The following is a 25116-nucleotide window of genomic DNA, read 5'->3' as shown; positions in this document are numbered from 1 at the left end:
GGTGACAGTGATTCGTCCCGCCACGCAACTCTGGCCGCCCGTTCTGCTGGGCAGCCAGTTTGTTTTCAACATTGGTTTTTATGCCGTCGTCCCCTTCCTGGCGATCTTTTTGCGCGACGATATGCTGCTCTCCGGGGGGCTTATCGGCCTGGTGCTCGGGCTGCGCACCTTCTCGCAGCAGGGGATGTTTATCGTCGGCGGTGCCCTCTCCGACCGCTACGGCGCGCGCGTCATTATTCTGTGCGGCTGCGTCGTGCGGGTGGTGGGTTATCTGCTGCTGGCCTTTGGTTACAGCCTGCCGGTGATTATCGCCGGGGCGTGCCTCACCGGGATCGGCGGCGCGCTCTTCTCCCCCTCCATCGAAGCGTTACTGGCAAAAGCCGGAACCCGCAGCGAGGCGCAGGGCAAACGCAGCCGCGCCGAGTGGTTCGCCCTGTTTGCGGTGTGCGGCGAGCTGGGGGCAGTGCTCGGCCCGGTCGCGGGTGCTTTGCTCACCGGTCTCGGTTTTCGCCAGGTGGCGCTGGCGGGTGCCGCGGTCTTTGTGGTGGCGCTGATTGTGCTGTTCTTCTGTCTGCCTGCGGGGACACACAAAAACCAGGCGCTGCACATCACGCCATGGTGGACCACCTTTCGCCAGCCGCGGTTCGTGGCCTTTATCATCGCCTGGAGCAGCTGGCTGTTAAGCTATAACCAGCTCTATCTGGCGCTGCCGGTGGAGATCCAGCGCGCGGGCGGCAGCGAGAAAGATCTCGGCCCGCTGTTTATGCTGGCATCCGGGCTGGTGATCCTCTTTCAGCTGCCGCTGGCGCGCTTTGCCCGGCGGGTAGGCGCAGTGCGCATCATGCCGGTGGGATTTTTGCTTATAGCAAGCGCGTTTCTGAGCGTCGCGCTGTTTGCGTCCTCAGAACCATCAACCGGGTTGCTGCGTCTGCTGCCTGCGGCCTGCTTTGTCACGCTGCTGACCACCGGGCAGATGCTGCTGGTGCCTGCGGGGAAAGACGTGGTGCCATGGTTTGCCAGCGAGTCGACCTTAGGCGCGCACTATGGCGCACTGGCCACCGCAGGCGGCTGTGCGGTACTCGCGGGGAATTTACTGCTTGGCGATCTGCTCGACCAGGCGCTGACCCCGTCCGTCGGGGCGATCGTTCCGTGGCTGGTGCTGGCGGTGTTCCCGCTGTGCAGCGCCATCGCCATGGTGGTTATCTGCCGCCCGATGCGCAGACCCCAAGGCTGAGGGATTATTTTTTTGGGCGGTACTTTTCCGGAAGCTCAGGCACCGGGCGGCGATCGTCGATCAGATGGCGCACGGTTAAAATCGGGTGACGCCACAGCATGCGCGGCCCCGCCCAGCGCATCACCTGTTTCATCTCTTCACGTTTAGCCGGCTGATAGCAGTGGACCGGGCACTGCTTGCAGGCCGGTTTCTCTTCGCCAAAGACGCATTTATCCAGCCGCTTGTCGGCGTACTCGTTCAGCGCCGCGTAGTGTCCCGCCTCTTTCGACGCCTGCGGGCACTGCTTTTCATACAGCGCGATCATCTTACGGATGGTCTCTTTCTCGCGTGCGATGCGTTTTCCTGACATAGCCTGATACCTGATTATAAGTTGTATCAATAATACGCCTTTCAAATCCGATGTTCAGCCCGATTTCATCTTTTACATTCCATTTCCTGAAGACGCCTCGCAGTTATGCATTTGTCGCCAGCGTGTTTTACTGGCATTTTATACAGGTGTTTTATCACCGGATCCTTGCCTGAGAAAAAGGAGTTTTTATGTCAGATATCTGTATTTCCAGACCCCACCGTCAGCTCACCGTGGGCTATTTCAGAAAGCGTCACGAAGATCGCAAGACCAAGATCCCGACGCGCTACAGCGTACACGCCGCGCTGAGCTTAAAGGGCGACTGGCTGGAGGAGGCTGGTTTTAAAACCCACTCCCGGGTACGGGTGCAGGTGGAACAGGGGAAATTAGTGATTGAACTGGTTGCGGAAGAGGCCTCGTAAAGTCGCGACATTTTGCTGCGCCGGGTCTTTTTTTCATGCGACAATAGCGCCATTACACGACCCTGACGTCGCCTGAAACGCACTATTTTCAAAGAAATGGACATCATCATTCCATGACCACTACTGATAATTTTGACGCCCATACCCCGATGATGCAGCAGTATCTGAAGCTGAAAGCTCAGCATCCGGAGATCCTGCTTTTTTACCGGATGGGCGACTTTTACGAACTGTTTTATGACGATGCGAAACGCGCCTCGCAGCTGCTCGACATCTCCCTGACCAAACGCGGAGCCTCGGCAGGTGAACCTATCCCGATGGCCGGTATTCCGCACCATGCGGTAGAGAACTACCTGGCGAAGCTGGTGAATCAGGGGGAGTCGGTCGCCATCTGTGAACAGATTGGCGATCCGGCCACCTCGAAAGGCCCGGTTGAGCGCAAGGTGGTGCGCATCGTCACCCCTGGCACCATCAGCGATGAAGCGCTGTTGCAGGAGCGCCAGGATAATCTGCTCGCCTCCATCTGGCAGGACAGCAAAGGCTTCGGCTATGCCACGCTGGATATCAGCTCCGGGCGCTTTCGCCTGAGCGAACCGGCCGACCGCGAAACCATGGCCGCCGAGCTGCAGCGCACCAATCCTGCGGAACTGCTGTATGCCGAAGATTTCGCCGAGATGGCGCTGCTGGAAGGCCGTCGCGGCCTGCGCCGCCGTCCGCTGTGGGAGTTCGAAATCGACACCGCGCGCCAGCAGCTCAACCTGCAGTTTGGCACCCGCGATCTGACCGGCTTTGGCGTTGAAAACGCGCCGCGCGGCCTATGCGCCGCGGGCTGTTTGCTGCAGTACGTCAAAGATACCCAGCGCACCGCCCTGCCGCATATCCGCTCCATCACCATTGAGCGCCAGCAGGACAGCATCATTATGGATGCCGCCACCCGCCGCAATCTGGAGATCACCCAGAACCTCTCCGGCGGCGTGGAAAACACGCTGGCCTCGGTGCTCGACAGCACCGTCACCCCGATGGGCAGCCGCATGCTCAAACGCTGGCTGCACATGCCGGTGCGCGATACCGCCACGCTGACCGGGCGTCAGCAGACCATTGGCGCACTGCAGGATCGCTACAGCGAGCTGCAGCCGGTGCTGCGTCAGGTCGGCGATCTGGAGCGTATTCTGGCGCGACTGGCGCTGCGTACCGCTCGCCCGCGCGATTTAGCCCGCATGCGTCATGCCTTCCAGCAGTTGCCTGAACTGCGCAGCCAGCTGGCGGAGATCGACTGCGCCCCGGTGCAGAAACTGCGCAACACCATGGGTGAATTTAGCGAACTGCGCGAGCTACTGGAAAAGGCCATCATCGATGCCCCGCCGGTACTGGTGCGCGACGGCGGCGTTATCGCCCCCGGTTACAACGAAGAGCTGGACGAGTGGCGCGCGCTGGCCGATGGCGCGACGGATTATCTGGATAAACTGGAGATCCGCGAGCGCGAGCGGCTCGGGCTGGACACCCTGAAAGTGGGTTACAACGCGGTCCACGGCTACTTCATTCAGATCAGCCGCGGGCAGAGCCATCTGGCGCCTATTCACTACGTGCGCCGCCAGACGCTGAAAAACGCCGAGCGCTACATTATTCCTGAGCTGAAAGAGTACGAAGACAAGGTGCTCACCTCCAAGGGTAAAGCCCTGGCGCTGGAAAAGCAGCTGTATGACGCCCTGTTCGACATGCTGATGCCGCACCTTGCGGATTTACAGCAGAGCGCCGCTGCGCTGGCGGAGCTGGACGTGCTGGTCAACCTGGCAGAGCGCGCCGAGACGCTGAACTACTGCTGCCCGACCTTTACCGATAAGCCGGGCGTACGCATTACCGAGGGGCGACATCCGGTGGTGGAGCAGGTGCTGAACGAACCGTTTATCGCCAACCCGCTGAACCTGTCGCCGCAGCGCCGGATGCTGATCATTACCGGGCCGAACATGGGCGGTAAAAGTACCTATATGCGCCAGACCGCGCTGATAGCCCTGCTGGCCTACATCGGCAGCTACGTTCCGGCGCAAAAGGTGGAGATTGGCCCGGTGGATCGCATCTTTACCCGCGTAGGCGCAGCGGACGATCTGGCGAGCGGTCGCTCCACCTTTATGGTGGAGATGACCGAAACCGCCAACATTCTGCACAACGCCACGGAATACAGCCTGGTGCTGATGGATGAGATTGGCCGCGGAACCTCTACCTATGACGGGCTCTCGCTGGCATGGGCCTGTGCCGAAAGCCTGGCCAATAAGATTAAGGCGCTGACCCTGTTTGCCACCCACTACTTCGAGCTGACGCAGCTGCCGGAGAAAATGGAGGGAGTGGCGAACGTTCATCTGGATGCGCTGGAGCACGGCGATACCATCGCCTTTATGCACACCGTGCAGGATGGCGCGGCGAGCAAAAGTTACGGCCTGGCCGTGGCGGCGCTGGCAGGCGTGCCGAAAGAGGTGATCAAGCGTGCGCGCCAGAAACTGCGCGAGCTGGAGAGCCTGGCGCCAAACGCGGCGGCCACCCAGGTGGACGGCACGCAGATGTCGTTGCTGGTGCCTGCGGAAGAGACCTCCCCGGCCCTGGAAGCGCTGGAGAACCTTGACCCGGATTCCCTGTCGCCGCGTCAGGCGCTGGAGTGGATCTATCGGTTGAAGAATTTAGTGTAGATCTCCGCGGTCTGTATTGCCCGGCGGCGCTGCGCTTGCCGGGCCTACGGAAACGTGCGGGCTGTATCGCCCGGCGGCGCTGCGCTTGCCGGGCCTACGAAACTTTTGTAGGCCGGGTAAGGCGTAGCCGCCACCCGGCTTTTTTATCAGGCATTTAGTCCACAAATGATGTTTAAGGAGAAAGAGTGACCTGCTACGAAAACGAAATTATCGATGCTCACATCGCGTTAGAAAACTGGTTAGGCCAGGGAGAAGGCGATCTCGATGCCCTGCTCGCCCGTTTTCGCGAGGACTTCCTGATGATCGCCCCAAGCGGCGCACACCTGGATTATCCCGCGCTGGCGCGTTTCCTTGAAGACCAGCGCGGCAGCCGTCCGGGACTGAAAATTGCGATTGATGATTTAACGACATTACAGACCTGGGACAACGGCGCGGTGCTTCACTACCGTGAAACGCAGACCCGCCCGGATCAGCCGGTAAACGTGCGCTGGTCCAGCGCCGTTCTGAATCAGGAAGGCGATGCCATTACGTGGCGTCTGCTGCACGAAACCGCGCAACCGTGACACAAAAGAAAAAGGCCCGTCTCTCGACGGGCCTTTTTTGACGAAAAGGTGCTTACTCGCGGAACAGCGCTTCAATATTCAGACCTTGCCCCTGCAGGATTTCACGCAGGCGACGCAGACCTTCAACCTGAATCTGACGAACACGTTCACGGGTCAAGCCGATTTCACGACCGACATCTTCCAGTGTCGCAGCTTCATACCCCAGCAGACCGAAACGACGTGCCAGCACTTCACGCTGTTTGGCGTTCAGTTCGAACAGCCATTTGACGATGCTCTGTTTCATATCATCGTCCTGCGTGGTGTCTTCCGGACCGTTGTCTTTTTCATCGGCCAGGATGTCCAGCAGCGCTTTCTCGGAATCGCCACCCAGCGGGGTGTCGACGGAGGTAATACGCTCGTTGAGACGCAGCATACGGCTGACATCATCAACAGGTTTATCAAGCTGTTCGGCAATCTCTTCCGCGCTTGGCTCGTGGTCCAGCTTATGGGACAACTCGCGTGCGGTACGCAGATAGACGTTCAACTCTTTAACAATGTGAATAGGCAGTCGGATCGTACGGGTCTGGTTCATGATTGCCCGTTCGATGGTCTGTCGGATCCACCAGGTCGCATAAGTTGAGAAACGGAACCCACGCTCTGGGTCAAATTTCTCTACTGCGCGGATCAGCCCAAGGTTGCCCTCTTCAATCAGATCCAGCAGAGCCAGACCACGATTGCTGTAACGACGGGCAATCTTAACCACCAGACGCAGGTTACTTTCAATCATGCGACGACGTGAAGCCACATCACCACGTAATGCCCGGCGCGCGAAGTAAACTTCTTCTTCGGCTGTTAACAGTGGGGAATAACCAATCTCCCCAAGGTAAAGCTGAGTCGCATCCAGCACACGTTGTGTGGCGCCCTGCGATAACAGCTCTTCTTCAGCTAAATCGTTATCACTGGGTTCCTCTTCTACTAAGGCTTTTTCGTCAAAAGCCTCTGCTCCGTTCTCATCAAACTCCGCGTCTTCATTTAAATCATGAACTTTCAGCGTATTCTGACTCATAAAGGTGGCTCCTACCCGTGATCCCTGGGCGCAACATATCAAAAGATATGTCCCGCCAAATTATCGCTGCGGCAAATACTGCAGCGGGTTTACGGATTTCCCCTTGTAACGAATTTCAAAATGCAAGCGTGTAGAACTGGTTCCGGTGCTACCCATAGTAGCTATTTTTTGCCCCGCCTTAACTTCTTGTTGTTCCCGGACCAGCATCGTATCGTTATGGGCGTAGGCACTCAGGTAATCATCGTTGTGTTTGATGATAATAAGATTACCGTAACCGCGCAGAGCGTTACCGGCGTATACAACACGACCATCTGCGGTCGCGATAATAGCCTGTCCCTTACTCCCTGCGATATCGACCCCTTTATTTCCCCCCTCGGAGGAAGAAAAGTTCTCGATAACCTTGCCTTCAGTCGGCCAGCGCCACGACGAAATCGTTGAGCTGGACGTCACACTGCTGGCAACGGGTGCGGTAGAGCTAACCACAGGTGCCGTAACGGGCGCTGTGACAACGGTCGCAGTCCCCTTATTATTCGGCAACATCTTGTTAGCACTCTGTTCACCTGAATCCTCAGAATACGTAATTGTCGGTTGCGACGCAACCACTGTGCTTGATTTTTGCACAGGCATCACACTGTTATTTTGCGCCGTTACGTCAGCCGCAGAAACGGTGTTGCCAGGCGTGAGCGGTTTACCCGTTGCGTTACCCACCTGCAGCGTCTGGCCAACTTCCAGGCCATACGGGGCCTGGACGTTATTTCGTTGCGCAAGGTCACGGAAATCGTTCCCGGTGATCCAGGCAATATAGAAGAGGGTATCGCCGCGTTTTACGGTGTACGTGCTACCGCCGGTATAGCTTCCTTTCGGAATGTTCCCATACTTACGGTTATACACAATGCGGCCATTTTCGGTCTGAACAGGCTGATCCACTGGCTGAATCTGAGTTGGCTGGGTAACCGGTGTCTGAACAGGCTGGATTTGCGGAGTTTGCTGTGCCGCCGGGGTACCCATCTTCGGTGGAGGGGTGATCAGCATGCCGCCGGATGGATTGCCCGTACTGGTACCATTGCTGCCGCCAACCGAACTGACAGGCGCAGGGGCATTATTCGATGTACAACCGGCCAGCCAGATGGAAACCAGTGACAATGCCGCAACACGGCTGATGGTGAATTTTGGGCTTCCCGCGCTCATTTATCCCCCAGGATTATTTTTAGTTACCAGTGACTTAAAATTACCGTAGTGTCACAACGTTTTGCGCCACACCATACGCTGAATTTGCCTGAAAAACCCTGGAATAATCCGAGTCTCAGGCCAGCTCTCCTTTCACCAGAGGCACGAAACGTACGGCTTCTACGGTATCGATGATGAACTCGTTGCCCCGTCGACGAACACGCTTCAACAGCTGATGTTCATCGCCCACCGGTAAAACGAGGATCCCGCCGTCATCCAGCTGCGCCATCAGCGCATCCGGGATCTCAGGCGGTGCAGCCGTCACGATAATGGCATCAAACGGGCCACGTGCCTTCCAGCCCTGCCAGCCATCCCCGTGACGGGTAGAAACATTGTGTAAATCGAGCTGCTTCAGGCGACGGCGCGCCTGCCACTGCAGCCCTTTGATGCGTTCAACCGAGCAGACATGATGCACCAGGTGCGCCAGAATGGCGGTCTGGTATCCCGAACCGGTGCCAATCTCCAGCACCCGCGAGTCCGGGGTCAGCTCCAGCAGCTCTGTCATGCGCGCCACCATATACGGCTGGGAGATAGTTTGCCCCTGCCCTATCGGTAACGCGACGTTTTCCCATGCTTTGTGCTCAAACGCCTCATCCACGAACTTTTCCCGCGGCACCCGCGAGATGGCGTCCAGCACCCGCTCGTCAGCAATACCCTGACTGCGTAATTGATTCAGAAGAGTTTGTACACGATTGCTTACCATTGCGAGCTCACCCCGGCACGATCCAGCCAGCCTGAAACCACATCCTGCGCGTTATGCGCGGTCAAATCTACGTGCAGCGGGGTGACGGAAACGTAGCCTTCATCCACGGCGGCAAAATCAGTATCCGGCCCGGCATCGTGTTTTTCGCCCGGCGGGCCAATCCAGTACAGCGTGTTGCCGCGCGGATCTTCCTGCGGGATCACTTTATCCGCCGGGTGGCGGCTGCCACAGCGCGTCACGCGGATGCCTTTGATTTCATCCAGCGGCAGATCCGGCACGTTGATATTGAGGATGCGTCCGGTGCGCAGCGGCTCGCGGCTCAGGGCCCGCAGAATGGCGCAGGTGACTGCGGCGGCGGTGTCATAGTGCTGATGGCCGTTGAGCGAGACAGCCAGGGCAGGAAAGCCAAGGTGGCGTCCTTCCATTGCGGCGGCTACCGTTCCGGAGTAGATCACGTCATCGCCCAGGTTGGGTCCGGCATTGATGCCGGAGACCACCACGTCCGGGCGGGGACGCATCAGCGCATTGACGCCCAGAAAGACACAGTCGGTTGGAGTGCCCATCTGAACGGCGATATCGCCATTGTCGAAGGTAAAGGTGCGAAGAGACGACTCGAGGGTTAACGAGTTAGAGGCACCGCTGCGGTTACGATCGGGAGCCACCACCTGCACCTCGGCGAACTCACGTAGCGCTTTAGCCAGCGTCTGAATGCCTGGCGCATGGATCCCGTCATCGTTACTCAGCAATATTCGCATAGTCACCCGAAGTGTTGATAAGTTCCCTGACAACACTGGTGGCAAAGCTGCCAGCCGGCAGCCAGAAACGTAGCTCGACGGTTACGTCATCCCACCAGTTCCAGCTCAACTGTTGCGGATAGAGCAGCATCGCCCGGCGTGCCGCTTCGACTTTTTCCCGCACCAGCAGTGAGCATAACTCTGTTTCATCGGCGATGGCAGCCTGCTCAAAACGCAGCGCATCACCCTGCGGACCCCAGTCGCCGGTACCCGGCAGGGCCGCAGTGATCAGCAGAGTTTTCGCATTGACGCGCGCCTGCACATCGCTCATTTCTTCATCAGTGGCGACAAACCAGCTGCCGCGTCCCGCTAATTGTAGCGCATCGCCGACAACAACTTGATTCGCGTCTGTTTTTTTCAGCCGCTCGCTGACGATTTGATTAAACAACGCGCTGCGGGCTGCCGACAACCAAAAACTGCGTTTATTGCGATCCCGCACCGGGGCATTGCTTTGCGCCCAGCGCAGGGCGCCCTGCAGGTTACTGCCGCCAATGCCAAAACGCTGTGCGCCGAAATAGTTCGGCACGCCCTGCTCGTTGATTGCCGTCAGACGCTGTTCAACCTCATCGCGGTTGCTCACCTCGCGCAGCACCAGGGTAAAGGCGTTGCCCTTAAGCGCTCCGAGACGCAATTTGCGCTTGTGACGGGCGTATTCCAGCACCTGACAGCCTTCAAGCTGGAACTGGCTTAAATCGGGCATCCCATTACCCGGTACCCGGGCGCAGAGCCACTGTTCCGTGACGGCGTGTTTGTCTTTCTGGCCGGCAAAGCTCACTTCACGGGCGTGAATTTTCAGAAACTTTGCCAGCGCCTCGGCGACAAAACGGGTGTTGCAGCCGTTTTTCAGGATCCGCACCAGAATGTGCTCGCCCTCGCCGTCCGGCTCAAAGCCCAGATCTTCTACCACCACGAAATCTTCCGGATTGGCCTTCAGCAGGCCCGTGCCCTGCGGTTTACCGTGCAGGTACGTCAGGTTGTCGAAGTCGATCATTTGGCCGCCTTCACCAGCAGCGCCACGGCTTCACAGGCAATGCCTTCACCGCGACCGGTAAAGCCGAGCTTCTCGGTAGTGGTCGCTTTGACGTTGACATCGTCCATATGGCAGCCGAGATCTTCGGCAATAAACACGCGCATCTGGGGGATGTGCGGCAGCATTTTCGGGGCCTGGGCAATAATGGTCACGTCCACGTTGCCGAGGGTGTAGCCTTTGGCCTGAATACGGCGCCAGGCTTCGCGCAGCAGCTCACGGCTGTCGGCGCCCTTAAAGGCCGGATCGGTGTCCGGGAACAGCTTGCCGATATCGCCCAGCGCCGCCGCACCCAGCAGCGCGTCGGTTAACGCGTGCAGGGCAACATCGCCATCAGAATGCGCCAGCAGTCCTTTTTCATAAGGGATGCGTACGCCGCCAATGATAATTGGGCCCTCGCCGCCAAAGGCGTGTACGTCAAAACCATGTCCAATTCGCATTATGCCTTCTCCTGATGGGTCGAACGGGTAAGATAAAATTCTGCCAGCTGTAAATCTTCGGGGCGCGTCACTTTTATATTATCTGCGCGCCCTTCAATCAGTTCCGGGTGAAAACCGCAGTACTCCAGCGCCGAAGCTTCGTCGGTGATAGTTGCGCCTTCGTTCAGCGCACGGGTTAAGCAGGCGTGCAGCAGCTCGCGGGGGAAAAATTGCGGCGTGAGCGCATGCCAGAGATCGACGCGCTCCACGGTGTGCGCGATGGCCTGCAGCCCCGGCTCGCCGCGTTTCATGGTATCGCGAACCGGCGTCGCCAGAATGCCGCCCACGCGGCTGGTTTCGCTGATCGCCAGCAGCCGCGCCAGATCGTCCTGATGCAGACACGGACGCGCCGCATCATGCACCAGCACCCACTGCGCGTCACCGGCGGCCTGCAATCCCGCCAGCACCGAATCGGCACGCTCTGCGCCGCCGTCAACCACGGTCACCTGCGGGTGAGCTGCGAGCGGTAGCGCGGCAAAGCGGGCGTCGCCCGGGCTGATAGCGATAACGACCCGCGTCACGCGTGGGTTCGCCAGCAGCGCCGCCACGGTGTGCTCAAGGATCGTTTTATCGCCAATTGAAAGGTATTGTTTAGGACATTCAGTCTGCATGCGCCGGCCAAACCCGGCGGCTGGCACAACGGCGCATACGTTCGAAAAAGTTACTGCCATGGCGTAATCCTGGGCCTGATTATCGAGTGTTTTGTACTGAGCCCTGGTTGCGTTTAGACGCATCCGGCACCAGACGATAGAAGGTTTCGCCCGGCTTAGTCATGCTGAGTTCGTTGCGCGCGCGCTCTTCAATGGCTTCCTGGCCGCCATTGAGATCGTCAATTTCCGCAAACAGTTGATCGTTTCGCGCTTTAAGTTTGCCGTTTGTAGCCTGCTGCGCCGTCACGTCATCGCTGACGCGACTGTAATCGTGAAGGCCGTTCTTACCGAACCACAGCGAATACTGAAGCCAGACCAGCAGAGCCAGCAACAGCAGCGTAAGTTTACCCATCCTGCCCCCTGAAAAACGGCATCATCATCCCATAACTTTCCCCACGACTCTACATCGGGGCTACAGAGATGCCGCAACATTGCGGGCAAATGTACCACATTTTTTTTGCAGATTCGCGCAAGCCAACAATGTCACATAGTTGGTTACGGTTTGAATTATGGATGAACTTATCCCATGAGCCACAAAAATAACAGTCCGACCATTGCCACCACCGTCATCACGGTGCAAAGCGAACTGTAGAGCAGCTTGCCGTTAAGCAGAGAGTGCAGCGCGATCCCCACCACAACGGCAACGGGCATCAGTGCAAGGAAGAAAGGCCAGGTATAAAGGAAGAAAAACAGCGTGTTGCTGCCGTAAAACAGGAAAGGGATCCCCAGTGCCATCAGCCATGACGCAAAGCCGACAAACGCCCCAGGAAAAGACCAGGTCGTCTCGTCATTTGCCGATACTGTGTCCGACCCGGTGATGATGTAGTTTTCGCTGTTCCGCATAGCTGATCCTGTGACCGTGACATATTGACGGGAGTTATTCGCTCCCCTCAATACCATCTCAGGATCTGATAATATCGCCCTGCCGGAGCAGGTCTAATAATTGGCCTACTAAATTTGTTACCAATTGTTGACCTTCAAGGTGGATATCCGGGGTTTCCGGCGCTTCGTAGACCGCATCGATGCCGGTGAAATTCTTCAGCTCGCCGGCGCGGGCCTTTTTGTAGAGCCCTTTCGGATCGCGCTGTTCGCAGATTTCCAGCGGGGTATCAACAAACACTTCAATGAAGCGGCTGTTACCCACCCGCTCACGCACCATCTGCCGCTCGGCGCGATGCGGTGAGATAAAGGCGGTTAACACCACCAGCCCGGCATCGGCCATCAGGCTGGCCACTTCGCCCACCCGACGGATGTTCTCTTTGCGATCCGTATCGCTAAAGCCGAGATCGCTGCACAGCCCGTGGCGCACGTTGTCGCCATCCAACAGATAGGTGCTGACGCCAAGTTTGTGCAGCGCCTCTTCCAGCGCGCCCGCGACGGTGGACTTACCGGAGCCCGAGAGCCCGGTAAACCACAGCACAACCCCACGATGACCGTGGAGTTGTTCGCGTTCGGCCACCGTGACCGGATGAGGATGCCAGACGACGTTCTCATCATGCAGCGCCATTACTTGCCTCCCAGCAGATCGCGCGCGCCCCAGTGCGGGAAGTGTTTACGTACCAGCGCGTTCAGCTCCAGCTCAAAGGCGCTGAATTCCGACGGCACCGCGCTCGCCTGCGATTTAGGCTCGCGCACCATTCCTGCGCCAACGGTGACGTTGGTCAGACGGTCGATAATGATTAAGCCCCCGGTCACCGGGTTCTGCTGATACCGATCCAGCACCAGCGGTTCGTCGAAGGTGAAATCCACCAGCCCGATGCCGTTCAGCGGCAGTTCAGTGACGCTGTGCTGCGCCAGGTTGTTGATGTCGACCTGGTACTGAACGCCGTCCACGCGGGCGCGGGTTTTCTTGCCGGCAATCTTGATGTCGTAGCTCTGGCCCGGGCTCAGCGGCTGTTCAGCCATCCACACCACATCCACGGAGGCGCTTTGCACCGCAGGCAGCGTCTCCTGCGCATCTACCAGCAGGTCGCCGCGACTGATATCAATTTCGTCTTTCAGCACCAGCGTTACCGCTTCCCCTGCCCCGGCTTCCTGCAGATCGCCGTCAAAGGTAACGATACGGGTAATCGCTGATTCCACGCCGGATGGCAGGACTTTCACGCGCTGGCCGACCTGCACGTTGCCGGAGGCAATAGTGCCGGAGAAGCCACGGAAATCGAGGTTCGGGCGGTTCACGTACTGCACCGGGAAGCGCATCGGCTGCGTTTCCACGCTGCGCTGGATCTCAACGGTCTCCAGCACTTCCAGCAGCGTCGGGCCGCTGTACCACGGCATGCTGACGCTCTGGGACGCCACGTTATCCCCTTCCAGCGCCGACAGCGGCACAAAGCGGATGTCGAGGTTGCCCGGCAGCTGCTCGGCAAAGGTGAGGTAGCTTTCGCGGATCTCGTTAAACTTCTCTTCGCTGAAGTTGACCAGGTCCATCTTGTTGACCGCCACCACCAGGTGTTTGATCCCAAGCAGCGTGGAAATAAAGCTGTGGCGACGGGTCTGATCCAGCACACCTTTACGGGCGTCGATCAGCAGGATCGCCAGGTCGCAGGTGGAGGCGCCGGTCGCCATATTGCGGGTGTACTGCTCATGCCCTGGGGTGTCGGCGATAATAAATTTACGCTTCTCGGTGGAGAAATAGCGATAGGCCACGTCGATGGTGATGCCCTGCTCGCGCTCCGCCTGCAGGCCATCCACCAGCAGGGCCAGATCGAGTTTCTCACCCTGGGTGCCGTGACGCTTGCTGTCGTTGTGCAGTGATGAGAGCTGATCTTCATAGATCTGACGGGTATCGTGCAGCAGACGGCCAATCAGGGTGCTTTTCCCGTCGTCCACGCTGCCGCAGGTCAGGAAACGCAGCAAACTTTTGTGCTGCTGGGCGTGCAGGTAGGCTTCGACGCCGCCTTCATTGGCAATCTGTTGAGCAATAGTGGTATTCATGGCGGCTCCTTAGAAATAACCCTGACGTTTCTTCAGCTCCATCGAGCCTGCCTGGTCGCGGTCAATCACGCGCCCCTGTCGCTCGCTGGTGGTTGAGACCAGCATCTCTTCAATGATCGAAGGCAGCGTCTGCGCGTCAGACTCCACCGCGCCGGTCAGCGGCCAGCAGCCGAGGGTACGGAAACGCACCATCCGCTTTTTGATCACTTCGCCAGGCTGCAGATCGATACGATCGTCATCCACCATCATCAGCATGCCGTCGCGCTCCAGCACCGGGCGTTCAGCCGCCAGATACAGAGGAACGATCTCGATATTTTCCAGATAGATGTACTGCCAGATATCCAGCTCGGTCCAGTTGGAGAGCGGGAACACGCGAATGCTTTCGCCTTTGTTAATCTGGCCGTTGTAGTTGTGCCACAGCTCCGGACGCTGGTTTTTTGGATCCCAGCGATGGAAGCGATCGCGGAAGGAGTAGATACGCTCCTTGGCGCGGGATTTCTCTTCATCGCGGCGGGCGCCGCCGAACGCGGCATCAAAGCCGTATTTGTTCAGCGCCTGCTTCAGCCCTTCGGTTTTCATGATATCGGTGTGTTTACCGCTGCCGTGCACGAACGGGTTAATGCCCATCGCCACCCCTTCCGGGTTTTTATGCACCAGCAGTTCGCAGCCGTACGCTTTGGCGGTGCGGTCACGGAACTCATACATCTCGCGGAATTTCCAGCCGGTATCCACATGCAGCAACGGGAACGGCAGCGTGCCCGGGTAAAACGCTTTACGCGCCAGGTGCAGCATCACGCTGGAGTCTTTCCCGATGGAGTACATCATTACCGGATTAGCAAACTCAGCGGCCACTTCGCGGATAATATGAATACTTTCCGCTTCCAGTTGCCGCAAGTGCGTCAGTCGTTTTTGATCCATAACCGTTCCTTAAGCCAAATTTACGACCGAAGAGCCAAACCCTTCGGTGTCGGTAGTGTTTTGAAACCAGGCGAGCGTGCTGTGCAGCTGCACCACTTCCCCCACCACAATCAGGGCGGGCATCGGGGCGTCTTTCGCGAGGCTTGCAAGGTGTTGTAGTGTTCCGGTGGTCACGTGCTGATCGACGCGCGTGCCGCGGGATATCACCGCCACAGGCGTAGTCGCATCGCGCCCGTGGCGAATCAGTTGTTCGCTAATTTCCGCCGCTTTCATGGTGCCCATGTAGATGGCGAGGGTCTGACGGCTTTGCGCCAGATGCGTCCAGTCAAACGGGGTGCTGTCGGCCTTGTAGTGGCCGGTGACAAAGGTGACGCTCTGGGCGTAATCGCGGTGCGTGAGCGGAATACCGGCATAGGCCGTGACCGCCGAGGCTGCGGTGATCCCCGGCACAACCTGGAAAGGCACACCCGCTTCGGCTGCCGCCTGCAGCTCTTCGCCGCCGCGACCAAAGATAAAGGGATCGCCCCCTTTCAGGCGCACCACGGTTTTGCCCTCTCTGGCCGCCGCAATCAGCATCTGGTTGGTGTCGTGCTGGGGAACAGCGTGTCCGCCCGCGCGTTTGCCTACGCAGATCTGCTCAGCGTCGCGACGAATCAACTCGCGCACGCCGTCGCTCACCAGATGGTCATAGAACACCACGTCCGCATCCTGCAACACCTGCAAACCGCGCAGGGTCAGGAGGCCAGCATCACCCGGCCCCGCACCGACGAGGATGATCTCCCCGCTGGTGCTGCCCGGGTTATCCAGCTCGTCTTCGAGAATTTGCTGCGCCGCCGTCTCATTACCGGCCTGCATCAGGCTGGCAAAGCGCCCGCGAAACACGCGCTCCCAGAAGCGACGGCGTTCCGTCACGCTGGTCAGGCGGGTTTTCAGGTGGTTGCGCCAGTAGCTGGCCTTCTCGGCCATCCGGCCCAGGCTTGTCGGCAGCAGCGCTTCGATTTTTTCCCGCAGTACGCGGGCCAGCACCGGAGCTGTGCCGCCAGAGGAGATAGCCACCAGCAGCGGCGAGCGGTCCACAATAGACGGAAAGATAAAGGAGCAAAGCGGCTGGTCGTCCACCACGTTCACCAGACGGTGACGAGCATGGGCAGCATCCGAGACGCGCTGGTTGAGAGCCCGGTTATCGGTGGCGGCAATGACCAGCACCACATTGTCGATTTGCGACTCAGCAAAATCCGCTTCGGCGACAACCTGCACGCGCGCGCCAGCCCGGTGTAAAAAGGCAATTTTGCGCTCAGCGATTTCGCCGGTGCCGACAACCAGCACCGGGCGGTCTTTTACGGCAGCGAATAAAGGAAGGTAATCCACAATGCTACAACTCGCTAACAACCAGGAATAGTGGGACTATAGGGGGCGACTACGGGCGAATGAAATTACGAATTGGAATGAGTAGTTACTCAATGGAATAACGCCCTGGAAAAGCTCATATCAAAAAGTGCTTAACGCGCGTGATTCCGGGCATTTAAGAGCAAATCAAATTGTGTAAGCGCAGTCACAGTTTCATACTAAGCGCGTTAAAATTTTGCGTTATTTTTTTAAGGACTCACTATGTTTTCCGCAATGCGCCACCGATACGTTGCCCTGGCGCTCGGCGTTTGCTTAATCGGAACGGTTCAGGCTAAGACCCAGCCTCTGGGCGAAGTTGCCGCGACGCAGGCGCGTCATATTGCCACCTTTTTCCCGGGTCGGATGACCGGCACCCCCGCTGAAATGCTCTCCGCTGACTATGTGCGCCAGCAGTTCGCCGGTATGGGCTACCAGAGCGATATCCGCACCTTTCAGAGCCGCTACATCTATACCTCCCGTAATCTGAGCAAGAACTGGCACAACGTGACCGGCAGCACCGTGATTGCTGCCCACGAAGGTAAAGCCGCCCAGCAGATTATTATTCTGGCGCATCTCGATACTTACGCCCCGATGAGCGACAGCGATGCCGACAACAACCTCGGCGGCCTGACCTTACAGGGTATTGATGACAACGCCGCTGGCGTCGGGGTGATGCTGGAGCTGGCCGACCAGCTGAAAGATATTCCCACCCAGTACAGCATCCGCTTTATCGCCACCAGCGGCGAAGAAGAGGGGCGGCTGGGCGCCGAGAATGTCCTCAAACGCATGAGCGCGGCAGAGAAGAAAAACACCCTGCTGGTGATCAACCTCGATAACTTAATCGTGGGGGATAAGCTCTATTTCAACAGCGGCAAAACCACGCCCGGGCCGGTGCGCAAGCTAACCCGCGACCGGGCACTGGCCATTGCCCGCGCCCACGGCATCTATGCTGCCACCAACCCGGGCGGCAACGCCGCGTATCCGAAAGGAACCGGCTGCTGCAATGATGGCGAGGTGTTCGACAAAGCCGGGATCCCGGTGCTGTATGTCGAAGCGACCAACTGGTCCCTGGGCAAAAAGGATGGTTATCAGCAGCGGGCAAAATCGAAGGCGTTTCCGGAAGGAACCAGCTGGCATGACGTCAGGCTGGATAATCTGCAACACATCGACCAGGCACTGCCGAAGCGGATTGAACACCGCAGCCGGGACGTGGTGCGGGTGATGCTGCCGCTGGTGAAGGAATTGGCGAAGGCGGGGAAGGCCTGAGGTCTTTTGCCCGGTGGCGCTGCGCTTACCGGGCCTACAGGGAGCTCGAATGTAGGCCCGGTAAGGCGTAGCCGCCACCGGGCACAACAATCACCCTTCGTGCAATCCGCACTCGCGCTTGAGGCCAAAGAAGCGGGTCTCTTCTTCTGCCATACCCGGCTCCCATTTACGGGTGGTATGGGTATCGCCCACCGACAGATAGCCCTGATCCCACAGCGGGTGATACTTAAGGCCATGCTGCTGAAGGTACTGGTAAACGGTACGGTTGTCCCAGTCGATAATCGGCAGCACTTTAAATACGCCACGCTGGATCGCCAGCACCGGCAGTGACGCCCGGCTACCGGACTGATCCCGGCGCAAACCGGCAAACCAGGTTTTGGCGTTGAGTTCAGAAAGCGCCCGGTTCATCGGCTCGACTTTGTTGATGGCGTTATATTTCTCAATGCCCTCAACGCCCTGCTCCCACAGCTTACCATAGCGCGCCTCCTGCCAGGCCGGGCTCTGCTCTGCGCGATAGACCTTCAGATTCAGCCTGAGCTTGTCCGTCAGCTCATCAATAAACTGGTAGGTTTCCGGGAACAGGTAGCCGGTATCGGTGAGGATCACCGGAATGTCCGGGCGGATCTTATTCACCAGATGCAGGCTGACCGCCGCCTGAATACCAAAGCTCGACGAGAGCACGTGTTCACCCGGCAGGTTTTCCAACGCCCAGGCGACGCGCCCTTCGGCGTCCAGCTTCTCCAGCTGCGCGTTGGTTTCGGCCAGCGCCAGAATGCGTTCGACTTTTGGCAGATCGTTAAGGGCGTTTAGATCGAGTACGGACATAGGAACCTCATTTGCCTGTTTTGCCGGGCGGCACTGCGTTTGCCCGGCCTACAAAACCCGTGCGGTATTACTCCCAGAAATCCCGGGCGGGATCGAGCACCGGGCGAATGATGCCCGCACGCACCGTAAAGTCGCCGAAGCCTTCACCCGCTTCGCGCTCTTTCGCCCAGCGCCCGACTAACTCATCAATTGAGTTGAGAATTTCAGGTTCCGTGATGTTCTCGCGATACATACGCGGGATACGCGTTCCGCTGCGGTTACCCCCCAGGTGCAGGTTGTAACGACCCGGCGCTTTACCCACCAGACCCAGCTCGGCCAGCATCGCGCGGCCACAGCCGTTCGGGCAGCCGGTGATGCGCATCACGATATGCTCATCCGGAATGCCGTGTTTTTCCAGAATCGCTTCCACTTTGTCAGTAAATGACGGCAGGAAGCGTTCGGCTTCGGCCATCGCCAGCGGACAGGTCGGGAACGACACGCAGGCCATGGAGTTTTCACGCTGCGGCTTCACTGCGTCCATCAGGGCATGATCCCGCGCCAGCTTCTCGATCTTCGCCTTCTGGCTTTCCGGCACGCCGGCAATAATCAGGTTCTGGTTGGCGGTGATACGGAATTCACCTTTGTGGATCTTCGCGATCTCCAGCAGGCCGGTTTTCAGCGGACGGCCCGGATAATCCAGGATACGGCCGTTTTCAATAAACAGCGTCAGGTGCCATTTATTGTCGATACCTTTAACCCAGCCGATGCGATCCCCGCGACCGGTGAATTCGTACGGACGGATCGGCTCAAACTTAATGCCGGCGCGACGCTCCACTTCGGCTTTGAAGGTCTCAACGCCCACGCGCTCGAGGGTGTATTTGGTCTTGGCGTTTTTACGATCGGTACGGTTACCCCAGTCGCGCTGGGTAGTGACGACCGCTTCCGCCACCGCCAGGGTGTGCTCCAGCGGCAGATAACCAAACTCGCTCGCGGTACGGGCGTAAGTGTTCTTGTTCCCGTGCTCAATAGAGAGACCGCCGCCCACCAGCAGGTTAAAGCCCACCAGCTTGCCGTTCTCGGCAATCGCCACAAAGTTCATGTCGTTGGCGTGCAGATCGATATCGTTCTGCGGCGGGATCACCACCGTCGTTTTGAACTTACGCGGCAGGTAAGTCTGACCGAGGATCGGCTCTTCGTCCGTGGTCGCGACCTTCTCCTGGTCGAGCCAGATCTCAGCATAGGCGCGGGTACGCGGCAGCAGATGCTCGGAGATCTTCTTCGCCCACTCGTAGGCTTCAGCGTGCAGCTCGGACTCGTACGGGTTGGAGGTGCAGAGCACGTTACGGTTCATGTCGTTGGCGGTTGCCAGCGCGTCCAGCCCGACGGAGTGCAGCATCTGGTGTACCGGCTTCACGTTCTTCTTCAGGATGCCGTGAAACTGGAAGGTCTGACGGTTGGTCAGACGGATGCTGCCGTAGATAGTGTTGTCATGGGCGAACTTGTCGATCGCCTGCCACTGTTTGGTGGTGATGATCCCACCCGGCAGACGGCAGCGCAGCAGCATCGCATGACGCGGCTCCAGCTTCTGTTCAGCACGCTCGGCGCGAATATCGCGATCGTCCTGCTGGTACATACCGTGGAAACGGATCAGCAGGAAGTTGTCGCCTTTAAAACCGCCGGTCAGACCGTCATTTAAATCTTCGGCAATGGTGCCGCGCAGGTAGTTACTCTCAACCTTCATGCGCTCGGCATCAGACAGTTTGCCTTCGACCACCAGAGGGCCAGGATGTTTTTCGCTCATTAGTAGACATCTCGCTGATAACGGCGCTCGACGCGCAGCTCACTTAAATATTCATCCGCCGATTCAGTATCCATGCCACCGAATTCAGCAATCACTTCCAGCAAAGCCTGCTCAACGTCTTTCGCCATGCGATTGGCGTCGCCGCAGACATAAATGTGGGCACCGTCATTGATCCAGCGCCACAGCTCTGCGCCCTGTTCGCGCAGTTTGTCTTGTACGTAGATTTTTTCTTTTTGATCGCGGGACCAGGCCAGATCGATACGGCTCAGCACGCCCTCTTTAACGTAGCGCTGCCACTCCACCTGATAGAGGAAATCTTCGGTGAAGTGCGGGTTGCCGAAGAACAGCCAGTTTTTGCCCGGCGCTTCGTCGGCAGCACGCTGCTGCATAAAGGCGCGGAACGGCGCGATGCCGGTGCCCGGACCAATCATAATGACCGGGGTTTCCGGGTTGGCAGGCAGACGGAAGTTATCGTTGTGCTCGATAAAGACCCGCACTTCGCCCTCTTCTTCCACGCGATCCGCCAGGAAGCTTGATGCGCCACCGGCACGGGCACGCCCTTCGATGTCGTAACGCACCACCCCTACGGTGACGTGAACTTCGCTTTCCACCTCGGCCTGCGCGGAGGCGATAGAGTACAGACGCGGCGTCAGCGGACGCAGCAGGCTGGTTAACGCCTCAGCATCCAGCTGGGCTGGCGAGAAACGAACCATATCGACGATGGGCGTCGTGGCTGCGTAGTGTTGCAGTTTGGCTTTGTCGCCCACCAGCGGCAGCAGGGATTCGCTGCGGGTCAGGGTGGCGTAATTCTCCACGATGTTCGCGGTATTCACGGTCAGCTCGAAATGCCACTGCAGCGCTTCAGAGAGCGGCAGCGTTTTGCCGTCCAGGGTGACCTGCTCGTCGCCTTTCAGCCACAGCAGCTCAACCAGCTCTTTCACCAGGGCCGGATCGTTCTGGTACCAGACACCCAGGGCATCGCCCGGCTGGTAGCGCAGGCCGGAGTCGCCCAGATCGATTTCGATGTGGCGCACGTCTTTTTCAGAATCACGACCGGTGATTTTCTGGTTCACCGACAGGCTCGCCGTCAGCGGGGCTTCTTTGGTGTACGGGCTGGTGTGAATGTCGTTGACCACGCCAGTGGCAGTGGCTGCCGCCTGGGCTGGCGTCTCGGTCGGAACGCGGGCTTTCAGCACATCGACAATACGTGCGCGCCATTCGGCCGCCGCGGTCTGGTATTCAACGTCGGTATCAACGCGATCCAGCAGGCGTTCAGCGCCCAGTTCGGCCAGCTTGTTGTCAAAATCTTTGCCCGACTGGCAGAAGAATTCGTAGGAGGAGTCGCCCAGGCCGAAGACCGCAAAGGCGGTGCCCGCCAGTTTTGGCGCCTTTTTCGAGAACAGGAACTTATGCAGCGCAACCGCTTCTTCAGGCGGCTCACCTTCGCCCTGGGTAGAGGTCACAACGACAACCAGTTTTTCTGACGCGATTTGCTTAAATTTATAATCCCCGGCGTTCACCAGGTTCACGTTCAGTTTGGCTGCGAGCAGATCGTCACGCAGGGCTTCAGCCACGCGGCGGGCATTGCCGGTTTGCGAGGCGGAGATAAGCGTAATCGCCGGGATCTCAACGGCCGCAGCCGGTGCACTCGCCACAGCCCCCGGCTGTTGATTGAGCATTCCCCAGAAATAACCGGATACCCAGGCAAGCTGGGTGGGCGAGAAATCAGTGGTGGCCGCCTGCAGGCGTGCCAGTTGCTCCGGGTTCAGGGGAAGCAAATTTGAAGGTGGGGCCTGTGTTGTCATGCGTCGTTATGTTCCAGTAGCAAAGCTGAATTTTTATCTGAAAGACAGAACAGAGTGTAAGGTTAACGGCGCGGATCATAACAATTAAAGAAGGGATGGAAATAATAAATAACCAAATGGACTAACCTCTTTTAGTTATTGTTCTTAACGATAAAACTGATTAATTATCCGATTGAAAAATATAGAGAAAAAGAGTGGTTATACTGGCCACCCGGTGCCCTCCCTATAATGGCCGTTTTAGTTAATGATAAAAAATGTACTTTCCGGTACTCTACGCGGGTTTTTTCCGCATTTTTGAGAGTCCACGATGTCCACCACGCTGTTTAAAGATTTTATGTTCGAAGCCGCCCACCATCTGCCTCACGTCCCGGAAGGGCATAAATGTGGTCGCCTGCATGGGCACTCCTTTATGGTGCGTCTGGAGATCACGGGTGAAGTCGATCCGCATACCGGCTGGATTATGGATTTCTCCGAACTGAAAGCGGCGTTCAAACCGACCTATGACCGCCTCGATCACTACTATCTGAATGATATTCCAGGGCTGGAAAATCCGACCAGCGAAGTGCTGGCGAAGTGGATCTGGAATGAGATGAAACCGCTGGTGCCGCTGCTGAGCGCGGTGATGATCAAAGAGACCTGCACCGCCGGCTGCATCTATCGCGGCGAGTGATCCCCCTCAAGAGGAAGCAACGGCGCGAGCTCAAAGAGCATAAGCGCGTTGCTTTCCAGCGATTCCGCTATCTGCCAGCCTTCATGAAGCCGTTCATCATGCATTGACAGCATTGGACGCGCTTTATGCTCAACCCAGCGCCACATCTCTTCGTCCGGCCCCCTTTCACTGCGCACGCCTTCAATTAAGGGGTACAGCGCGCCGTTGTGCTGATCAAACAGGTGGCACTTAATCCGCCATCTGCCGCTTAACCCCTTCAACTGGACATGGTACTGCTGGCGAAAACGCTGAATAAAAGCCTCTTCGCTGGAGAGCAGCGGGTTAAATACCACCGTATTGCACAGTAACAGCTGATATCCGTTGTGGTGGCGCAACAGCAGAAGGTTCTTTTCGTTTACCAGCATTTCACCGCGCAGGCGTCGCCACAGCCAGAGCACCCAGTAGATGGGGCGAGGCAGGCCGTGGTTGTACTGCAGGGCAAGGCTCGACGTATCGATGGTGTTGTTGGCCCGCGCTTCGCCCTGTAAGCCTGAATTAAGCCAGAACCCCGCCAGCCAGACCTGCTCCGAAAGCCCGAGCAGGTTTTGCATCAGCAGTGCCCCGCGGAAAAACCCGCCGTTGGTCGTCCGGGTATTCCCGGTGAGGGTGTTCCACGACAGCAGCCATAGCGGAAGAGAGATCTTGCGCTGGCGAAGCGAGGTCAGGATCTGCCGGATCTTCTGTACCGGATAATTTTCTGAGGAGGAGAGATGGGCCGGATCCAGCTGCGCCAGATCGAGAAGCTCGTTGGCATCGGCCGGACAGGCCAAAAAATCGGCCTGCGTAAGAAGAGTGGAGTTCAGCAGCGCCTCGTCATTTTGCGCACCATGGCCGGGGGAAAAGCGGTGCCAGATGCCGAACGTCGCCTGCGGCAGATACTCGCGAAGCGTCGCCCGCTGGGCCTGCCAGACCTGTGACCGCGTCTCCTCGCTCGCCTGCGTCGACCAGTGCATCACAAACTGCCAGCTGCCGGTGATATCGGGTGAAAAGTGATTAACCGACTGCTGTAAAAAGCGTGCAAGCAAATCAGTGCGGGTGGTCAGGCCGGTATGCAGCAGCACCGCCCACTGTTTTTGCCCAAGCCAGGTGAAGACCTGATGAAGGTTGTACCAGCAGGCATACCCCGCCATCTGCGGATCGTCCCAGCCGCTGGCAAACAGGCGGCTGCTGAGAAAGGGTTCCGCGATATCGATCCCGTAAACGGGCATCGCCTCCCCGAGCTTTTCCAGCTCCCGACGCACGTCCTCACGCAACAGATCGTCCAGCTCACGCACCGTCACCACCATTCGGGTATGGCGCAGCGGCGCGGAAGGTTTGAGAAGGGGCAGATCGAGTACTCTCTCCTGCACCGGATGAGGGGTTAATGACGACGGCTCCCGGCCGCGCGTTTCGGGTTGATTCAGCAGGCTGAAAAGCCTGTCCACCGCCACCGGGTAGAGCTGCTCCCCGTTGCTCTGGCGTAAACGGGGCGTACCGGGATGAGAACGTCGTTGTTTACGAAACTCTCCCGGGGCCATCTGGTAATGACGCCGGAACAGATCGCTCATCATGCGCGTACTGGCGAATCCCTGCTCCAGCGCAATCTGGTGCAGCGGTCGACTGGTCAGGCGAAGCGCATCGGCGGCCTTTTCCAGCCGCAGGGTCGTAATGTACTGCATAAAACTGACGCCCATCTCTTTACGAAAAAGACGGGAGAGCCAGGCTTCCGAGACAAATTCACTTTCGGCGATTTCTGCCAGGGTAATGCGTCGGGTGTAGCTGGCGTTGATGCGTTCCACCACCCGGGCGATACGTTTGCTTAAGCCCGGATGGTTTTCCCGCAGGATCAGGCGGGCGGGCTGCTGGAACCGGCTGGTCAACAGCAGCAGGATCTCGCTCAGCCAGCGGATTGCTTCCAGCCGGTAGCGATGCTGCTCGTTGATGAGGGTGCTTGCCAGCAGCTGGCGCAGGAGATGGCGTAGCTCATCACACTGGGGCCAGCCGCCCCCGGCGTCGGACGGAATGGCGTAATCGTGGGCGAAAAAGTCGCGGCAAAGCTGCTGGATCCAGCGTCCGGAAAGCACAACGCACATCGTCGTATTCCCGCTCTCGCTGGTGAGCTGCCAGCGTTGATTACGGTTGACGATGGTCAGGCTATCCGCCTCCAGAGTCACCTGCCGCTGGTCGGTTTTCAGTTCCGCGCTGCCTTCCAGCAGCCACAGCAGGGTCAGTGCATCGTCCTCCTCCTGATGAAACTGACGAATGTCCTGCACCTTCACCGAAAATTCGCTACCCCGTTGCTCCATTTGCCCCTCCCGGGAAGACAAATAATGACGCGCTGTTTTTTGT

General features: G+C 58.2%; 25 protein-coding genes. 7 read left to right on the top strand and 18 right to left on the bottom strand.

Features of this window, described 5'->3' with window-relative positions:
* Position 1 precedes the first annotated feature (1 nt).
* Positions 2-1234 carry an MFS transporter gene (locus tag ACOYA6_RS16645; RefSeq protein WP_422655029.1) on the top strand — a complete coding sequence of 411 codons (1233 nt, stop codon included), beginning with the start codon at positions 2-4 and terminating at the stop codon, positions 1232-1234.
* 4 nt (positions 1235-1238) lie between these two features.
* Here the strand turns inward: ACOYA6_RS16645 and ACOYA6_RS16640 are convergent, their stop codons facing one another.
* A complete protein-coding gene (locus ACOYA6_RS16640) occupies positions 1239-1583 on the bottom strand; it encodes a nitrous oxide-stimulated promoter family protein (RefSeq protein ID WP_039029963.1) in 345 nt (114 codons plus the stop codon).
* 188 nt (positions 1584-1771) lie between these two features.
* Here ACOYA6_RS16640 and ACOYA6_RS16635 point away from each other — a divergent pair, with 188 nt between their 5' ends.
* From ACOYA6_RS16635 to ACOYA6_RS16625, 3 genes are all read left to right on the top strand, one after another.
* Positions 1772-2002 (top strand): SymE family type I addiction module toxin, encoded by a 231-nt coding sequence (locus ACOYA6_RS16635; RefSeq protein WP_139563519.1) that lies wholly within the window; start codon positions 1772-1774, stop codon positions 2000-2002.
* Between the two features lie 113 nt (positions 2003-2115).
* Positions 2116-4677 carry a DNA mismatch repair protein MutS gene (mutS, locus tag ACOYA6_RS16630; RefSeq protein ID WP_422655028.1) on the top strand — a complete coding sequence of 854 codons (2562 nt, stop codon included), beginning with the start codon at positions 2116-2118 and terminating at the stop codon, positions 4675-4677.
* Positions 4678-4862: 185 nt separating this feature from the next.
* Positions 4863-5240: a DUF4440 domain-containing protein gene (locus ACOYA6_RS16625; RefSeq protein ID WP_223074757.1), complete on the top strand. Its 378-nt coding sequence runs from the start codon at positions 4863-4865 to the stop codon at positions 5238-5240.
* Positions 5241-5292: 52 nt separating this feature from the next.
* Here ACOYA6_RS16625 and rpoS read toward each other — a convergent pair whose 3' ends face one another.
* Complete coding sequence (gene rpoS, locus ACOYA6_RS16620) at positions 5293-6285, bottom strand: RNA polymerase sigma factor RpoS (protein ID WP_039029959.1); 993 nt, start codon at positions 6283-6285, stop codon at positions 5293-5295.
* Between the two features lie 60 nt (positions 6286-6345).
* On the bottom strand, positions 6346-7413 hold the full coding sequence (nlpD, locus tag ACOYA6_RS16615) for a murein hydrolase activator NlpD (protein WP_231568132.1): 1068 nt from the start codon (positions 7411-7413) through the stop codon (positions 6346-6348).
* Here nlpD and ACOYA6_RS16610 point away from each other — a divergent pair.
* Positions 7316-7522 carry a hypothetical protein gene (locus tag ACOYA6_RS16610; protein ID WP_231568129.1) on the top strand — a complete coding sequence of 69 codons (207 nt, stop codon included), beginning with the start codon at positions 7316-7318 and terminating at the stop codon, positions 7520-7522. The genes nlpD and ACOYA6_RS16610 overlap by 98 nt on opposite strands.
* Positions 7523-7588: 66 nt before the next feature.
* Here the strand turns inward: ACOYA6_RS16610 and ACOYA6_RS16605 are convergent, their stop codons facing one another.
* The 11 genes from ACOYA6_RS16605 to cysG form a co-directional block, all read right to left on the bottom strand.
* On the bottom strand, positions 7589-8215 hold the full coding sequence (locus tag ACOYA6_RS16605; protein ID WP_039029957.1) for a protein-L-isoaspartate(D-aspartate) O-methyltransferase: 627 nt from the start codon (positions 8213-8215) through the stop codon (positions 7589-7591).
* A complete protein-coding gene (surE, locus tag ACOYA6_RS16600; RefSeq protein ID WP_039029956.1) occupies positions 8209-8970 on the bottom strand; it encodes a 5'/3'-nucleotidase SurE in 762 nt (253 codons plus the stop codon). Before surE ends, ACOYA6_RS16605 begins: the two co-directional genes overlap by 7 nt.
* A complete protein-coding gene (truD, locus tag ACOYA6_RS16595) occupies positions 8951-10000 on the bottom strand; it encodes a tRNA pseudouridine(13) synthase TruD (RefSeq protein WP_223074756.1) in 1050 nt (349 codons plus the stop codon). The genes surE and truD overlap by 20 nt, the downstream gene beginning before the upstream one ends.
* Complete coding sequence (ispF, locus tag ACOYA6_RS16590; protein WP_006811766.1) at positions 9997-10476, bottom strand: 2-C-methyl-D-erythritol 2,4-cyclodiphosphate synthase; 480 nt, start codon at positions 10474-10476, stop codon at positions 9997-9999. The genes truD and ispF overlap by 4 nt, the downstream gene beginning before the upstream one ends.
* A complete protein-coding gene (gene ispD / locus ACOYA6_RS16585; protein WP_039029954.1) occupies positions 10476-11186 on the bottom strand; it encodes a 2-C-methyl-D-erythritol 4-phosphate cytidylyltransferase in 711 nt (236 codons plus the stop codon). Before ispD ends, ispF begins: the two co-directional genes overlap by 1 nt.
* 19 nt (positions 11187-11205) lie before the next feature.
* The gene (ftsB, locus tag ACOYA6_RS16580; RefSeq protein ID WP_039029953.1) at positions 11206-11517 is read right to left on the bottom strand and encodes a cell division protein FtsB; all 312 of its coding nucleotides are present in this window, start codon (positions 11515-11517) and stop codon (positions 11206-11208) included.
* A gap of 167 nt (positions 11518-11684) precedes the next feature.
* Positions 11685-12008, bottom strand: a complete 324-nt coding sequence (locus ACOYA6_RS16575) for a DUF3561 family protein (protein WP_039029952.1) — start codon at positions 12006-12008, stop codon at positions 11685-11687.
* A 58-nt stretch (positions 12009-12066) separates the two neighbouring features.
* Positions 12067-12672, bottom strand: a complete 606-nt coding sequence (cysC, locus tag ACOYA6_RS16570; protein WP_422655027.1) for an adenylyl-sulfate kinase — start codon at positions 12670-12672, stop codon at positions 12067-12069.
* Positions 12672-14099 (bottom strand): sulfate adenylyltransferase subunit CysN, encoded by a 1428-nt coding sequence (gene cysN / locus ACOYA6_RS16565; protein WP_039029950.1) that lies wholly within the window; start codon positions 14097-14099, stop codon positions 12672-12674. The genes cysC and cysN overlap by 1 nt, the downstream gene beginning before the upstream one ends.
* A gap of 9 nt (positions 14100-14108) precedes the next feature.
* The gene (gene cysD / locus ACOYA6_RS16560; protein ID WP_039029949.1) at positions 14109-15017 is read right to left on the bottom strand and encodes a sulfate adenylyltransferase subunit CysD; all 909 of its coding nucleotides are present in this window, start codon (positions 15015-15017) and stop codon (positions 14109-14111) included.
* Between the two features lie 9 nt (positions 15018-15026).
* A complete protein-coding gene (gene cysG / locus ACOYA6_RS16555) occupies positions 15027-16385 on the bottom strand; it encodes a siroheme synthase CysG (RefSeq protein WP_422655026.1) in 1359 nt (452 codons plus the stop codon).
* 240 nt (positions 16386-16625) lie between these two features.
* On the opposite strand from cysG, the gene ACOYA6_RS16550 reads away from it, so the two are divergent.
* Complete coding sequence (locus ACOYA6_RS16550) at positions 16626-17669, top strand: aminopeptidase (protein ID WP_422655025.1); 1044 nt, start codon at positions 16626-16628, stop codon at positions 17667-17669.
* 90 nt (positions 17670-17759) lie between these two features.
* Here ACOYA6_RS16550 and cysH read toward each other — a convergent pair whose 3' ends face one another.
* The 3 genes from cysH to cysJ all read right to left on the bottom strand — a co-directional run bounded on the left by cysH (position 17760) and on the right by cysJ (position 22079).
* The gene (cysH, locus tag ACOYA6_RS16545; protein WP_422655024.1) at positions 17760-18494 is read right to left on the bottom strand and encodes a phosphoadenosine phosphosulfate reductase; all 735 of its coding nucleotides are present in this window, start codon (positions 18492-18494) and stop codon (positions 17760-17762) included.
* A 67-nt stretch (positions 18495-18561) separates the two neighbouring features.
* Complete coding sequence (cysI, locus tag ACOYA6_RS16540) at positions 18562-20274, bottom strand: assimilatory sulfite reductase (NADPH) hemoprotein subunit (protein WP_422655023.1); 1713 nt, start codon at positions 20272-20274, stop codon at positions 18562-18564.
* Positions 20274-22079, bottom strand: coding sequence for an NADPH-dependent assimilatory sulfite reductase flavoprotein subunit (gene cysJ, locus ACOYA6_RS16535; RefSeq protein ID WP_138370555.1), 1806 nt, complete (start codon positions 22077-22079; stop codon positions 20274-20276). Before cysJ ends, cysI begins: the two co-directional genes overlap by 1 nt.
* 307 nt (positions 22080-22386) lie before the next feature.
* On the opposite strand from cysJ, the gene queD reads away from it, so the two are divergent.
* The gene (gene queD, locus ACOYA6_RS16530; protein WP_039029943.1) at positions 22387-22749 is read left to right on the top strand and encodes a 6-carboxytetrahydropterin synthase QueD; all 363 of its coding nucleotides are present in this window, start codon (positions 22387-22389) and stop codon (positions 22747-22749) included.
* Here the strand turns inward: queD and ACOYA6_RS16525 are convergent.
* Entirely contained in the window at positions 22734-25073 is a 2340-nt protein-coding gene (locus tag ACOYA6_RS16525) for a helix-turn-helix domain-containing protein (RefSeq protein ID WP_039029942.1), read from the bottom strand. The two genes, queD and ACOYA6_RS16525, sit on opposite strands and share 16 nt — an antisense overlap.
* Positions 25074-25116: the final 43 nt, after the last annotated feature.

Source organism: Leclercia barmai (assembly GCF_049312895.1).
Lineage (GTDB): Bacteria > Pseudomonadota > Gammaproteobacteria > Enterobacterales > Enterobacteriaceae > Enterobacter > Enterobacter barmai.
This window is presented reverse-complemented; position numbering and strand designations above follow the sequence as displayed.